11 protein-coding genes are annotated in these 13,944 nt (G+C 70.4%); 6 read left to right on the top strand and 5 right to left on the bottom strand.

The features are described from left to right. Window positions 1-17: 17 nt before the first annotated feature. Window positions 18-350, bottom strand: a complete 333-nt coding sequence (locus EV385_RS05630; RefSeq protein ID WP_130508485.1) for a carboxymuconolactone decarboxylase family protein — start codon at window positions 348-350, stop codon at window positions 18-20. A 237-nt stretch (window positions 351-587) separates the two neighbouring features. Here EV385_RS05630 and EV385_RS05625 point away from each other — a divergent pair, with 237 nt between their 5' ends. Further along, entirely contained in the window at window positions 588-2,186 is a 1,599-nt protein-coding gene (locus EV385_RS05625) for a CocE/NonD family hydrolase (RefSeq protein ID WP_242624724.1), read from the top strand. Window positions 2,187-2,265: 79 nt separating this feature from the next. On the opposite strand, the gene EV385_RS05620 is transcribed toward EV385_RS05625, so the two are convergent. After that, a complete protein-coding gene (locus EV385_RS05620) occupies window positions 2,266-2,670 on the bottom strand; it encodes a hypothetical protein (RefSeq protein WP_130508484.1) in 405 nt (134 codons plus the stop codon). 185 nt (window positions 2,671-2,855) lie between these two features. Between EV385_RS05620 and EV385_RS05615 the strand changes: the two genes are divergently transcribed. Together EV385_RS05615 and EV385_RS05610 are read left to right on the top strand one after the other, a co-directional pair. After that, the gene (locus tag EV385_RS05615; protein ID WP_207229761.1) at window positions 2,856-3,800 is read left to right on the top strand and encodes a DUF5995 family protein; all 945 of its coding nucleotides are present in this window, start codon (window positions 2,856-2,858) and stop codon (window positions 3,798-3,800) included. A gap of 98 nt (window positions 3,801-3,898) precedes the next feature. Then, window positions 3,899-4,624, top strand: coding sequence for a peptidylprolyl isomerase (locus tag EV385_RS05610; RefSeq protein WP_130513099.1), 726 nt, complete (start codon window positions 3,899-3,901; stop codon window positions 4,622-4,624). 54 nt (window positions 4,625-4,678) lie between these two features. Here the strand turns inward: EV385_RS05610 and EV385_RS05605 are convergent, their stop codons facing one another. After that, window positions 4,679-6,307, bottom strand: a complete 1,629-nt coding sequence (locus tag EV385_RS05605) for a methyl-accepting chemotaxis protein (protein ID WP_130508483.1) — start codon at window positions 6,305-6,307, stop codon at window positions 4,679-4,681. Window positions 6,308-6,562: 255 nt separating this feature from the next. On the opposite strand from EV385_RS05605, the gene EV385_RS05600 reads away from it, so the two are divergent. Then, a complete protein-coding gene (locus tag EV385_RS05600) occupies window positions 6,563-7,855 on the top strand; it encodes an extracellular solute-binding protein (RefSeq protein WP_130508482.1) in 1,293 nt (430 codons plus the stop codon). 61 nt (window positions 7,856-7,916) lie between these two features. Here the strand turns inward: EV385_RS05600 and EV385_RS05595 are convergent, their stop codons facing one another. After that, window positions 7,917-8,759, bottom strand: coding sequence for a class I SAM-dependent methyltransferase (locus EV385_RS05595; RefSeq protein WP_130508481.1), 843 nt, complete (start codon window positions 8,757-8,759; stop codon window positions 7,917-7,919). 112 nt (window positions 8,760-8,871) lie between these two features. On the opposite strand from EV385_RS05595, the gene EV385_RS05590 reads away from it, so the two are divergent. Further along, window positions 8,872-9,549, top strand: coding sequence for a winged helix-turn-helix transcriptional regulator (locus EV385_RS05590; protein WP_130508480.1), 678 nt, complete (start codon window positions 8,872-8,874; stop codon window positions 9,547-9,549). 27 nt (window positions 9,550-9,576) lie between these two features. On the opposite strand, the gene EV385_RS05585 is transcribed toward EV385_RS05590, so the two are convergent. After that, the gene (locus EV385_RS05585; RefSeq protein ID WP_130508479.1) at window positions 9,577-11,466 is read right to left on the bottom strand and encodes a hybrid sensor histidine kinase/response regulator; all 1,890 of its coding nucleotides are present in this window, start codon (window positions 11,464-11,466) and stop codon (window positions 9,577-9,579) included. A 323-nt stretch (window positions 11,467-11,789) separates the two neighbouring features. Between EV385_RS05585 and EV385_RS05580 the strand changes: the two genes are divergently transcribed. Next, window positions 11,790-13,904 carry a PKD domain-containing protein gene (locus EV385_RS05580; RefSeq protein ID WP_130508478.1) on the top strand — a complete coding sequence of 705 codons (2,115 nt, stop codon included), beginning with the start codon at window positions 11,790-11,792 and terminating at the stop codon, window positions 13,902-13,904. Window positions 13,905-13,944 lie beyond the last annotated feature (40 nt).

Raw genomic sequence — 13,944 nt, 5'->3', positions numbered from 1 at the left:
GCGCCGCCCAGCGGCGCTCACCCGGACGCGAGCTGGATCGCTCGCTCGATGTTGGCGGCCGCGGAGACGATGCGGGCGCTGCCCACCACGGGCGCCAGTTCGATGAGCACGCCCCGGATGTCCTCCGGTGCGATCCCGAGCTGGTCGGCCATCCCGAGGTGGACCAGGTAGGAGGCGGGTGAAGCGTCCAGCGCGATGAGGGCGGCGAACCGCGACATGACCGCGGTCCGCTCGTCGAGGCCGCCCTGCAGCATCGTGTCGGCGTTCATCTTTGCCAGGGTCTCGAGTACGGGGCCACTGCCCTGCGTCAGGTCGTGGATGAGTTCCTGCAGCTGTGCCTGGGCTGGCATCCGGCTCTCCGATCGTCGCACAGATGTGGTGTGACGTCGCGAGAATCGCAGCACCGGAGCGCGGACGCGTCATCCGTCCAGGGCGAAATCGCGAGGCATAAAAATTGACAACTGTCAATGTCTTGTGTCACGCGAAACATCTCGGTTACCGTACGGTAACATCCGCCCGGTAGGCGCCGCCGGACACCCCCAGCCCACCCCTGACCGGGGTGTGGCTCCGTTCCTGTGAGGCCCGGCATGACGCTGCGCAGAATCCTGACCTCGCTCGCCGCCGTGATGTTCCTGATCGTCGGCGGCCCGGCAACGGCGGCGGTCGCCACCACCACCGCCACCAGCACCGTCGCCTCGGCGCGTCCCGCGCTGCGGCTCGTCGACATCACCGCATCCGACGGCGTCGTCCTCAAAGCCAACGTGATGACCCCGGTGATCGGCAACAACCACCCCGCGATCGTGTTCGCTGCCAGCTGGGGGCTCAGCGACGCCGAATACCTCGTTCAGGCGACGAAGTTCGCGCAGGACGGGTTCGTCGTCCTGTCGTACACCACGCGCGGCTTCTGGTTCTCGGGCGGCAAGATCGACGTGGCCGGCCCGAAGGACATCGACGACGCCAAGGTCGTCGTCGACTGGCTCATCGCCAACACCCCGACCGACCCCACGCGCATCGGCTTCGGCGGGGTCTCCTACGGCAGTGGCATCAGCCTGCTGGCCGCCGCCAACGACCCGCGCATCAGGAGCGTGGTCATGATGTCCGGCTGGACCGACCTGGTGCAGTCGCTGTACGCCGACCAGACGCGGCATGTCCAGTCCACCTGGCTGCTGCTGACCGTCGGCCGGATCGTCGGTCGCCTCAGCGACGAATTCAAGGCGATCGCGGACGACTTCTTCGCCGGGCGCAACGTCCCCGCCCTCATCGAGTACGGCGCCAAACGCTCCGCGATGACCTACCTCGCCCAGCTCCAGCGGAACCGCCCCGCGATCATGATGGCCCAAGCGTACGGGGACAGCGTGTTCGGCCCCAACCAGCACGTCGACTTCTTCAACGCCTACCACGGGCCCAAGCGCCTGGAGTACGCCCCGGGCGACCACGCCATACCCGAGATGAGCGGCCTCGCCGGGCTGCCCAACCACGTGTGGACCAGCACCCACCGCTGGTTCGGCCACTACCTCAACGGCGTCGACAACGGCATCGACACCGATGACGCGCTGGTGCTGCAGGTCCGCAACGCACACGGCAAGGTGGAGCAGTACCCGGACTGGGCGCACGTGACCGGTTCCACCACCCGCTACCACCTCGGCGACAAGCGGTGGACCGGCAGCGGCCCGATGAGCACCAACGAGATCACCGGGAACTGGTCCGAGCGGATCTCGACCGCGGGTGACACGGTCGCGGACTCCGGGGTCGTGATCCTTTCCAACACCGTCGAGGGGCTGACCGGCCGTACGCCGCACGCCTGGCTGCCCGCGGTGGACCGGCGCCGGGGCGTGGTGTGGAGCACCGACTGGCTGCGCGCCACGCCGATCCGCGGCATGCCCCGGATGCACCTGACCGTGCGGCCCAGCGCGGCGAACGGCACCGTCGTGGCGTATCTGTACGACGTCAACGCCGTCGGCCGGGGAGCGCTGATCACGCAGGCGCCCATCAGCTGGGTGGATGCCAAGCCGGGCGAGCCGATCACGCTGGACCTGCGGCTGCCACTGACCGCGTGGGACGTGCCGTCCGGGCACTACCTCTCGCTGGTCGTCGACACGAAGGACCCGCTCTACCAGGGCACCAACTCACGGAACGCGAGCGTGACGGTGACCGGACCGAGCTGGTTCGAGCTGCCGCTGCGCTGAGCGGCACAGCCTGAAGTGGCGGCGACCTCCGTCCGGTCGCCGCCACTTCCTCGCCGCATCTTGATCTTGTCGGGGCGGCTCAGCCCGCGCCCGCCTCGATCAGCAGCACCTCGTCGGTGCCCACCACCGGTACGTGATGCCTGTCCTGGTGGGTCCGGACCGCCGCCGCGTACGCCGGGTCGTCGTGGGGCAGGATCCGGCCGCTGCCGTTGCGGACCAGCCCGCCACGGCGCAGTTCGACCGGCGCCTCCCGGCGGAAATGCCGCCACCACTTCTTGTCCGGGGCGTCGCCGACGAGCACCACGTACCGGTCGCCGTCGGCCGCGTACAGCACCGGCAGGGCGACGGTACGGGTGCCGTCGGCGGTGCGGTACCGCAGCTCGCACAGTTCCGCGTCGAGCAGCCGGTGCAGCCGGGTCGAGCGCAGCACGGCCAGGACCGCACGGTTGATCAGCGCGGGCGGCCGGTGCGGACGGCGGGCCAAGCGGTTTCGCCCCCTTCGCGCGCTTTCGCCGGTTATCGGTACGGTGGCTTCCGTCATCGTGGCCGACCGCACGCCGTGTCGCGCAGGGTCTTCCGGCCTCTTTCGTCCGAGAAGTGTGAGCTTCACTCGACCTTTTTCCGACATCACAGTGGTGCGGCGCCCCGGCAATCGGCAGGCTGGCAATCGTGATTTCCTTCGATCGGGACTTGGCCCGCAGCAGCGCAGACATGCTCCGGGAAAGGCGGCGTACGCTGTCGGACCTGCCCATCCCGGCGGGGCGCGGCTGGGAGCCGTTACGGCTGCGGATGACCGAGGCGCTGCACGAGCCGCCGACCGGGATCGCCGGCGTGATCTCCAAGCTGGAGACGGTGCAGGGCATCCTCGACGACCTGCCCCCGAGCCCCGCCAACAACCGGGTGTCCGCCTTCAACGACCTCTACCTGACCATCACCCGCCGCGTCGACGGGGCGCTGCGCACCGATGCCACCTCCCCGGAGTTCCTCGAACTGCTCGACGTCGAGTTCGCCAAGCGCTACTTCGCCGCGCTGGACCTGTGGAACTGCGACGACGAGGACACCCCCGACGTCTGGGAGGTGCTGTTCAAGCGTGCGCACGACCTTGAGGTGAGCCAGCTCGTCGCCGCGATCCTCGGGGTCAACGCGCACATCAACCACGACCTGGCGCTCGCGCTGATCTCCACCTGGGACCAGCTCGGCGCGCCCGACGGCGACCGGATCGAACCGGACTACCTGCTGGTCAACTACATCTTCTACGACGAGATCCAGCCGTTGCGACGGGGCTTCTCGGACGCCTGGCAGCTCGAACTGGACAAGCTCGTCGGGCCGCTGGACGACTGGAGCCAGCGCGTGCTGGTCAACGTCACCCGCGCGCACGCCTGGCAGCAGGCGCTGCGGATGTGGGAGCTGCGCGCCGACCCGGACGACTTCGAGCAGGCCCGGCGCACGATGGACCGCGCCGCGTCGCTGCTCGGGGAGTGGATGCTGACCGCCGACCGGGTCGTCACCGACGCCGGTGACGTGGTCGAGGGCGGCTGGCGTTTCGTGCGCGGCCTGTTCGGCTGGGACGACGCCGAGCGGCCCGCCGACGTGGCCGCCGCCCGGGCGCGGTGAGCCGCCCTTGACCGATCCATGAACTTCGATTAAACCGAGGGCTGGTGTCAGCCAAGCCCAAGGAGGACGAAGTGGTCCGCAATCGTCCGCGTCGCCGCATGCGGCCGCTCAGCCAGGTGCTCGCCGCGTTGGTCATCGCCGGGTCCAGCCTCGCCGGAGCGTCCCCGGCGGCCGCGAACGGCGCCGACCCGACGGAACCCACCGGCGGTCCGTGCGCGTTCACACCGACGCCGGACGACCCGGCCGCCCGGCCGGTGCCGCTGCCCCCCGACCCCCGGCGTACGCCGAGCCGGGGGACCGTCCATGTCGTCCTGCGGACCAACCTCGGACCGATCCCGTTGGTGCTCGACCGCGCCCAGGCGCCCTGCACGGTGCTGAGCTTCCTGCACCTGACCCGTCATCGGTTCTACGACCGGACCCACTGCCACCGGCTCACCGCGTACCCGACGCTCAAGGTGTTGCAGTGCGGTGACCCGACCGGGACGGGAGAGGGCGGACCGGGCTATCGCTACCAGGACGAACTGCCCACCGACCTGCCGCCGGCCCCGACCGATCCGACCGGTGCCCGCCGCGTCTACGCGCGCGGCGTGCTGGCGATGGCCAACGCCGGCCCGGACACCAACGGCAGCCAGTTCTTCCTGGTCTACGCGGATTCCGCGCTTCGGCCGAACTACACCATCTTCGGCACCGTCGATCCGGCGGGCCTGGACACGCTCGACCGGGTGGCGGCCGGGGGAGTGGCGCCGACCCCGGACGACCCGGCACCGGTCGACGGCGCCCCCGCGCTGTCCACCGAGATCAGAGTGGCGCGGATCCACCGGTAGCAGTACGCCCACGGACCTCTCGTCGGCGGTCTCAACCGAGGTCAGGCGTACCGATCAGAAGCGGAAGCGGCCGATCATCGCGTCCAGTTCCTTGGTGAGATCGGCCAGCTGGGCCGCGGCCACCTGGCTGTCCTCGACACCCCGGGCGGTGGCCTCGGCGGCACCGGCGAGGCCGTCGACGTTGCCCGCGATCGTGGCGCCGCCGGCCGCGGCGTAGCCGACGCTGCGGTTCATCTCGTTGGTGGTGGCGCTCTGCTCCTCCACCGCCGAGGCGATGGTGGCCTGCAGGCCGTTGACCCGGCTGATGATCTCGCTGATCTCGGCGATGGCCGCGACCGCGCGTTCCGTGTCGCTCTGGATGGCCTCCACCCGGCGCGAGATGTCCTCGGTGGCCTTGGCGGTCTCCTGGGCGAGGTCCTTGACCTCACCGGCGACCACGGCGAAGCCCTTGCCGGACTCGCCCGCCCGGGCGGCTTCGATGGTCGCGTTCAGCGCCAGCAGGTTGGTCTGCGCCGCGATCGAGGTGATCGTGGCGATCACGCTGCCGATCTCGGCGGAGGAGGCGCCCAGGCTGGCGATGGTCTGGCCCGCGGACTCGGCCACCTCGACCGCCTGCGCGGCGACCTGGGCACCCTCGTTCGCGCTGCCCGCGATCTCCCGGATGGAGGCGCCCATCTCCTCGCTGCCGGCCGCGACCATCTGCAGGTTGCGCGAGACGTCCTCGGCGGTCTGCGCCACCGTGGACGCCTGGGCGGATCCCTCGCGGGACAGTTCGCGGATCGACATGCTGGTCTCGGTCAGCGTGCTGGCGTGGTTCGCCACACTGTGGACGCTGGTGGAGATGGTGCCCATGGCGGCGCGCAGGGCTTCCGAGGCGCGCTGCATCGCGGAGGCCATCTGGCCGAGCTCGTCGTTGCTGTGCACCTGCGGCGTGTGCGTGTAGTCGCCTTCGGCGGTCGCCTCCAGGGCCGTGGCGACCTCGCGAAGCTGGCGGACCATCGGGCGGGCGATCAGCAACGACAGCGCCAGGCCCAGCAGCAGCGCGGCCAGGGTCAGCACGATGGTGACGGTCAGCGCGGTGTGATACTCGCTGCGGCCCTTGTCGGCGGCCGCGTCGGCGCTGGCCCGCTCACTGCCGATCAGGGCGCTCAGGGCGTCGCCCATCCGGTCGGCGTTCTGCCGGAACTGCAGGATCACCGACGGGCCCGGGGTGCCGGTGGACTTGAAGACCCAGTTGTCGCGGACCTTCTGGTAGTCCGTCCAGGCCTGGGTGAACTTGGCGATCTCCACCTGCCGTGGATCGTCGGAGCGGATGCCGGCCCGGTACGAGGCCAGCGCCTTGTCCAGGTCGGCCCCGTCCTGCTTGGCCTGGCCGACGACCTGCGCCTTGGCGTCGATGCCGCGCGCGGCCAGGTACGCCGCGAGGTCACCGTTGGCGAGCTGGACGCCCTTCCGGACGGTGTCGAGGCGCTCCTGGCCCGCCACGTTGACCGAGCGCATCCGGTCCAGGCTGTTGCTCAGGTGGGCCATCCGGGTCATCGCGAAGATGCTGACCAGCACCGCGGCCAGGGCCACCGAACCCACCGCGAGCATGATCTTGGTGGCCAGCCGGCGGTTGGCGAACCACCTCGTGACGAGCCGGGTGGGAATGCGGTGCGGCGGCTTGACGGCGTCGATCTTCATGGGCCCTCGTTCCAGATCGCCCGGCAGCACGGGTCAGCCGGGACGACCGGCGGTGGCGGCCCGCGCCGGGTTGGGCGCCACGTTCCGCCGATCGGCCAGTGGTCACCTCCGGGTTAGTCAAGTGCGAAATCATGGAAAATCTCACATTGGTGGCAGGTCTGTCATGTCCCGGCGTCGGGGCCCGATGGAGCGCTGTACATCGGCGAGCGCCGGGCCCCGGTGCGGGGAATCCGGCTGGAAAGACAGGTGGGCACCATGCGTCGTACGGGATTGTCGGCGGTCGCCGCCGTGGGGGTACTCGGACTCACGCTGACCGCGTGCACCTCCGTCGGCGAGGTCGCCAACCAGCAGGCCGCGATGCGGGCCACCGAGGTGTCGGGCACCCTCACGTACTGGGACACCGCCGACGCCAAGGCCGAAGGCCCGGTGTACGACCAGCTGATCTCCGCCTTCCAGGCCAAGTACCCCGCGGTGAAGGTCAACCACGTCTACGTCGACTTCAACGAGGCGCAGAGCAAGTTCATCGCCGCCGCCGGCGCCGGCAAGGACGTCCCGGACGTGCTGCGGATCGACGGCGGCGCCATCCCGGCGCTGGTCAACGCGAGCGCCATCGCACCTCTGGACGGCACCCCCGCCCTTGAGGACCAACCCGACTTCCTGCCCGGCCCGCTGGACACCACCGTCTACAAGGACCACGTCTACGGCGCCCCACAGGTCACCGACACGCTCGGCCTGCTGTACAACAAGGCGCTGTTCAAGAAGGCCGGCGTCGCGAACCCGCCGCGCACCTGGGCGGAGCTCAAGGCGGCCGGCAAGGCCATCAAGGCCAAGACCGGCGCCGACGGCCTCTACCTCAACAGCGCCGCGTACTTCTTCCTGCCGTTCCTGTACGGCGAGGGCACCGACTGGGTCGACGCCGACAACAAGAAGATCACCGTGAACTCGCCGAAGGTCACCGCCGCCATCCGCACCGCCCAGGACCTGATCGCCTCCGGCGCGGCCGTCGCGCCGAACTACGCCGACCTGTACGGCGGCATGCAGTCCGCCTTCAAGGAGGGCAAGGTCGCCATGGTGATCAACGGACCGTGGTCCGTGCCGGACGACTACTCCGGCCCGGCGTTCAAGGACAAGAGCAACCTCGGCATCGCCCCCGTACCGGCCGGCGGCTCCGGCACGGCGGGCGCGCCCACCGGCGGCCAGAACCTGGTCGTGTACGCCAAGAGCCAGAACTCGGCCGCGGCGCACGCCTTCATCCGGTTCATGAACTCGGCGGCCAGCCAGGCCACCGTCGCGGTCAAGAACGGCACCCTGCCCACCCGCGCCTCGGCGTACACCGCGGAGGTCAAGCGGAACCCCACCATCGCCGGGTTCCAGCCGGTGCTGGAGATCGCCCGGGCCCGGCCCGCGGTCGCCAAGGGCGGCGAGCTGTACACCCCGTTCGAGACCACGCTCGGCCGCATCCTGCAGGGCAAGGTCGGCGTCCAGCGGGGCCTGGACGAGACCGCCAAGCAGTTCCGCGAGATCCTCACGGACTACCACGCAGGCTGATCGCGGCAGAAAGTCGGGGCCAGCACCGCGACCGACGGGCCGTTCACCGAGGCCGAGGAGGTCAGCGGCGGCGGCCGGTGACCAGCAGGTACTCCCACTCCATGACGCCGTCGCGCAGGAACCGGTAGGCCAGTTCGGTCAGGGCCCGGTCGAGCGCGGCCACCGACTCCGGCTCACCGGCGATCGACCGGTACACCGCGATCGTGGGCCCGTAGTTGGCCTTGAAGTACTCGACGAACGCCGCCGGCTCGGCGAACCGGTCGACCCGCAGCGACCCACGGCGCGCCGTGAGCCCGTCGAGGTGATCACCGAGCAGCCCCCGGACGTGCTCCTCGCTGCCCCACAGCGGCGGCGGCTGGGCGCCCGGCGGGGGCGGCGGCGCGTACGGCTTCATCGTCGCGAACATCTGGCCGATGAACCCCTCCGGCGTCCAGTTCAGCACCCCGACGGTCCCGCCGGGGCGGCACACGCGGGCGAGTTCGTCCGCGGCGCTGCGGTGGTGCGGGGCGAACATCACCCCGAGACACGACAGCACGGTGTCGAAGTCCCCGTCGGGATACGGCAGGTTCTCCGCGTCCGCCTGCGCCCAGGTGAGCTCGGCGCCGTGCTGGGCGGCCCACGCCTGCCCGGGCTCGAACAGCTCCGGCGTCAGGTCGCTGGCGATCACCCGCCCCCCGGCCAGTGCCGCGCGGATCGCGGCGCTGCCGGACCCGGCGGCCACGTCCAGCACCCGGTCGCCCGGGCGCACCGCGCAGGCGTCCACCAGCACGGCGCCCAGGTCGCCGACCAGCTCGGCGGCCACCCGGTGATAGTCGCCCAGGGCCCACATGGCCCGGTGCTTGGCCTTCAACGTACGGTCGGCCTCCGCGGTGGTGGGCGCCGGCGCGATCGTCTGCGTGTTCATCTCTTCTCCCCCTCGTCGGTCCCTGCGACCGGAACCGACATTAGGAATCCGGCGTCCCCCGAACTAGTACGAAATCTGTACCGGGGGGCGTCGCCACCCCTAGCCTTTCGGCATGGGGTCTCCGTACCGGCAGTTCTGCCCGGTCGCCAAGGCGATGGAGTTGCTCGACGAGCGCTGGACGCTGCTCGTCGTCCGGGAGCTCGTGTCGGGCTCGGAGCGTTTCAACGAGCTGCGGCGCGGGCTGCCGCGGATGTCGCCCACCCTGCTGTCGCGGCGGCTACAGCAGCTGGTCAAGGCCGGTGTGGTGGAACGCCGCGCGGACGGCGGCGACGTCCGGTACGTGCTGACTCCCGCGGGGCGCGAGTTGCGTCCGGTGGTGGAGGCGCTCGGCGCCTGGGGTACCCGCTGGATCGGTGAGCTGGGCGACGAGGACCTCGACCCCAAGCTGCTGCTGTGGGACATGCACCGGCACGTCGACCAGGAGGCCGTCCCGGACGGCCGGACGGTAGTGCAGTTCCGGTTCCCCCATGCGCGGCCGCAATCGCGCGACTGGTGGCTCGTCATCACCCCGGACGATGTGGATGTCTGCGACGGCGACCCGGGCCACCCGGTGGCCGTCACGGTGACCGCCGACCTGCGCAGCCTGGTGCGGGTGTGGCGGGGCGACCTGAGCTGGTCCGCCGCGTTGCGGGCGGGTGACGTGGAGATCCAGGGGCCCGCCGCCCTGCGCCGGTCGTTGCCCGGTTGGTTCACGCTCTCGCCGTTCGCCGCGGTGGCCCGCCCGGTCTGACCCTCCGGAATGGACGGAGGCCGGACGCTAGGTCGCGGCCGGCGTGGTGCCGGCGGTCGCTTGGGTGCATTCGTGGACGGCCTGCAGCAGTTCCTCGGCGGTGAACGGCTTGTAGATCATCGGGACCCCGTCGGTGCGCAGGCGCCGGGTCGAGGAGGTGTCCTCACTGGACCCGGAGATGAGCATGATCAGGGTGGTGGGGTGGTCGCGGAGGGCGGTTTCGGCGAGTTGGTAGCCGGACATGCCGGGCATGACGATGTCGGTGAGGAGGAGGTCGTAGGGGTGTTGTTTGAGGTGTTCGAGGGCGGTGTAGCCGTCGGCGGCGGCGGTGGTGTGGTAGCCGTGGCGTTGCAGGATGCGGGTGGTGGCCTGGCGGACGTCGGGGTCGTCGTCGACGACGAGGATGTGTTGGCCGTGGCCGGGTGGGGCTTTGGTGGTGGGGGTGGGGTGGGTGGTGGCGTTGGTGGTGCTCAGGGGTAGGAGGATGCGGAAGGTGGTGCCGACGCCGGGTTCGGTGGTGAGGGTGATGGTGCCGCCGGCTTCGGTGATGATGCCGTAGACGGTGGCGAGGCCGAGGCCGGTGCCGTGGTGTTTGGTTTTGGTGGTGAAGAAGGGTTCGAAGACGTGGGTGGCGACGTCGGGGGGCATGCCGGTGCCGGTGTCGGTGATGTTGAGGTGGGCGTGGGGGTGGGGGTTGTCGTCGGGGGTGGTGGTGCCGGTTTCGATGATGATCATTCCGCCGTCGGGCATGGCGTCGCGGGCGTTGATGGTGAGGTTGAGCAGGACCTGTTCGAGGCGGCTGCGGTCGGCGTGGATGGGTAGGGGGTGGGGGTGGAGGTGGGTGATGAGTTCGTTGGTGGTGCCGATGGCGCGCTCGAGCAGGGTGTGGTTGTCGGTGATGATGGTGTTGAGGTCGTGGGTGTGGGCGGTGGTGGGGACTTTGCCGGCGAAGACGAGGAGTTGGCGGGTGAGGTCGCGGGCGCGTTCGGCGCTGGCTTTGGCGCGGGCGAGGTCGTTGTGGATGTCGGGGTCGGTGGTTTGTTCGAGGGCGAATTCGAGGTAGTTGAGGTTGATGGCGAGCAGGTTGTTGAAGTCGTGGGCGATGCCGCCGGCGAGCTGGCCGAGGCTTTCGAGGCGTTCGGCGCGGGCGGAGCGTTCGAGGATCTGTTGACGGCGCCGCTCGGCGCCGAGCTGCTCGGTGACGTCACGTTCGATCCCCGCGGCGCCGATCACCGTGCCGTGCCGGTCCCGCACCGGTGATGCGGTGACCGAGACGTTGATGAGGGTGCCGTCCTTGCGGATCCGCGGCGACTCCATGGACACGGCGCTCTCGCCGGCGGCGAGCCTCTCCAGGATCGGCCGAACGGCACGCATATGCTCGGGCGGATTGGTGATGGCGATGCTGCGTCCGATGGCTTCCTCCGCCGTCCAGCCGTACAGGCGCGTGGCGCTCTCATTCCACGTCATGATCGTGCCGTGCGGGTCCGTACTCATGATCGCGTCTTCGGACGATTCGACGATTCCGGCAAGCATGGACTCGTCTTCGGCGGCCCGGATGGCGTGGCGTTCCAGGATCTGTTGACGGTATGCGACCGCGACGCTGATCAGGACCATGCCCGTGATCACCCAGAGGCGCAGCGACTGGTTGAGGCTCCCGCCCGACCCGTTCCAGGTCGAGGTGCCCCAGCCCACCAGCAGCGCGAGGACGCCGACGGCGGCCACCGCCCACGGCCGGGCGGTCGCGGCCGCCAGCACCGGCCCGACCACGACGAGGCCGAACAGCATGAGGTGCGGTGGGGCCAGCAGCTCGGCGACGCCGGCGATCAGGATGATCAGCACCGCGAGCAGCAGAATCCCAACCCGCCACCAGCGGCGGGTGAGAGCGCCGCTGTCGCTTCGCAGATCCGCCAGCTTCACGCGTAGCCCCTCACGGCGCCCGGATCGATCGGGCGCGGTTCCGAGTCCTAGTCCACCCTAGGTGGGAAAGATGGGAAATCCGACGCTTCCGAGCAGTACGCGGTTTTAGCGGTATGCGGCCTTCCGGCGGTAGATAGCTGGCAGTGGCGTTATAGGCGACTTGGCCCTCGGGAGAATTCCCGGAGCGTCCACCCCTGGCCGGAAGATCACCGTCAACCTCAGCCGGACCTCAGCGCAACCTCAACCGAACCTCAGCCGGACGAGACCGCTGCCACGGGCCGTTCGGCCATCGTCGGCGGACCCGGAAACTGCTGAGGAGTTCCATGAAGAAGACATTGGCCCGCCTGCCGGTCACGCTGGGCGTGATCGCGGCGGTGTTGGCGCCGCTGGCCGGTACCGCGGCCGCGGTGGTCGTCACCCCGAGCGCCCCCCGGTCCGGCAAGCTCACGCAGGTCGGCCCGATCGCCGACCACGGCTTCCCGGCCTGGTACCGCGACAGCAACAACGTCCGGCTGGAGCTGTGCACCGACCCGGCCGACCTGCTCTGCCCGGGCCCGGCCGACGAGATGCCGGACCCGGACGCACCGGTGTCCTTCCCGGACAACTTCCCCGGTGAGTCCTTCTACCAGCTCGCCGGCTCCGAGGTCACTCTGACCAACGGCGTGCGCGCGGTCATCGGCATGAACCTCGAAGCCGCGTTCGCCCGCGAGGAGCCGATCGACGGTGACCAGATGGTCTTCGGCCGGGTCCGGATCCGCTTCGACGCCACCGCGGGCCAGCGCTTCCGCATCACCCACCCGTACGGGATCGACGACATCGTCGCCGACGACCGCGGGGTGAACATGACCGAGGACATCGGTGCCGCCCCGCTCGCGTTCGGTTCGGCCTTCAACAGCCGGATCGGTCCGTTCCTGAAGTGGGACCCGGCCGTGGCCCCCGCCGCGCCCGCCGGGTACACCGGCGACCCGGGCGTCGACCACAAGGTCGTCGGTAGCCCGTACAACACCAACTTCGTGCGCATCGAGCAGCTGGACCCCAGCACGGGTGCGGTGCTCGGTCAGGTCGGCTTCTCGGACCTGTTCAGTGTCCAGGGCCGCTACGCGACCAACGCGGGCGTCGACATCGACCAGGCCACCTACACCCGGGCCGCGAACGGCACCGGCACGGTAGAGGTGTTCGCCAGCAGCGAGCCGGGCCAGGTCATCGAGATCCAGGCCGACCCGGCGCTGGGCTTCCACAACACCAAGCTGCGGGGCGACAACGGCCGCTACTACGGCCGGTTCCCGCTCACCGGGACGCTGCCGGCGGACCCGAAGGTCGAGGTGGTCAACGTCAGCGACCGTCCGACGACGCACAAGACGCGGGCCCTGGTCGACGTCGTGACGGCCACGGCCGCGTACGACGCGGACACGCAGCAGCTCACGGTGGTGGCCAGCTCCAGCGACAAGCAGGCCAACCCGGCCCTGTCGGTCGCCGGGTTCGGTCCGGTCACCGCGACGCCGTTCAGCAACGTCGCGGCCCCGCCGGCCGCGATCACGGTCACCTCCGCCGCGGGTGGTTCCACCACCGTTCCGCTGGTCAGCACCGGTGGGGAGTTCCTGCCGACCGCCCCGGTGGCCGCGGCGACCGCCGACACCCCGGCTCTGGTCAACCAGACCGTGCGCCTGGACGCCACCGGCTCGGCCGGTGAGATCACCAAGTACACCTGGACGCAGACCGCCGGTACGGCCGTCACGCTGACGAATGCGGCGACCTCGCTCGCGACGTTCGCGCCGACGGCACCGGGCCGGTACGAGTTCAAGGTCGTCGTCGAGGGGCCGGGCGGTACCGGCCAGGCGACCACATCGGTCGACGTGACCGATGTGGTCGCGCCGAAGGCCGACGCCGGTGTCGACCAGAGCATCCTGCGGGGCCGCGCGGTCACCCTCGACGGCTCGAAGTCGACCGCGGCCGAGACCTACTCGTGGACCCAGGTGTCCGGCCCGGCGGTGACGCTGGCCGGCGCGACGTCCGCGAAGCCGTCGTTCACCTACCCGGTGCAGGCGCTGCCCGCGGCTCCGGGCCCGAACGCGACGTACGTCTACAACAACGCCCCCGTGGTGCTGGAGCTGACGGTCCGCAACGCGGCCGGGGTGAGCACCGACCGGGTCGTGGTCACGCCGCAGCCGGAGACGTTCTCGGGGCTGGCGGTGCGCTACCGCACCGGCAACAACGAGTGGCGGATCTCGGGCAGCAGCAGCATCCTCGCGGGCCAGCGGGTCTCCGTGGTGCTGGGCAGCACGCTCACCGGCCGGGTCATCGGCACGGCGAACGTGGACGCGACCGGGGCGTTCAGCCTGCGGGTGACCGGCCCGAACCCGGGCACGGTGCGTACGGTCAGCTTCGTCTCGACGACCGGCGGCCGCCAGCTCGGCTTCGCGGTCAGCGTGACCAACTGACGGGCTGAGCGAAACAGCAACACCAGCGGCGGCGGTCTCC

The sequence above is a fragment of the Krasilnikovia cinnamomea genome, from assembly GCF_004217545.1.
GTDB lineage: Bacteria > Actinomycetota > Actinomycetes > Mycobacteriales > Micromonosporaceae > Actinoplanes > Actinoplanes cinnamomeus.
This window is presented reverse-complemented; position numbering and strand designations above follow the sequence as displayed.

Bases quoted from the DNA above. Each gene is read 5' to 3' on its own strand.
- EV385_RS05580 (WP_130508478.1), top strand. From the start codon at position 11,790: ATGAAGAAGACATTGGCCCGCCTGCCGGTCACGCTGGGCGTGATCGCG.
- EV385_RS05605 (WP_130508483.1), bottom strand. From the start codon at position 6,307: ATGAAGATCGACGCCGTCAAGCCGCCGCACCGCATTCCCACCCGGCTC.
- EV385_RS05595 (WP_130508481.1), bottom strand. From the start codon at position 8,759: ATGAACACGCAGACGATCGCGCCGGCGCCCACCACCGCGGAGGCCGAC.
- EV385_RS05610 (WP_130513099.1), top strand. From the start codon at position 3,899: ATGCGGCCGCTCAGCCAGGTGCTCGCCGCGTTGGTCATCGCCGGGTCC.
- EV385_RS05600 (WP_130508482.1), top strand. From the start codon at position 6,563: ATGCGTCGTACGGGATTGTCGGCGGTCGCCGCCGTGGGGGTACTCGGA.
- EV385_RS05630 (WP_130508485.1), bottom strand. From the start codon at position 350: ATGCCAGCCCAGGCACAGCTGCAGGAACTCATCCACGACCTGACGCAG.
- EV385_RS05590 (WP_130508480.1), top strand. From the start codon at position 8,872: ATGGGGTCTCCGTACCGGCAGTTCTGCCCGGTCGCCAAGGCGATGGAG.
- EV385_RS05625 (WP_242624724.1), top strand. From the start codon at position 588: ATGACGCTGCGCAGAATCCTGACCTCGCTCGCCGCCGTGATGTTCCTG.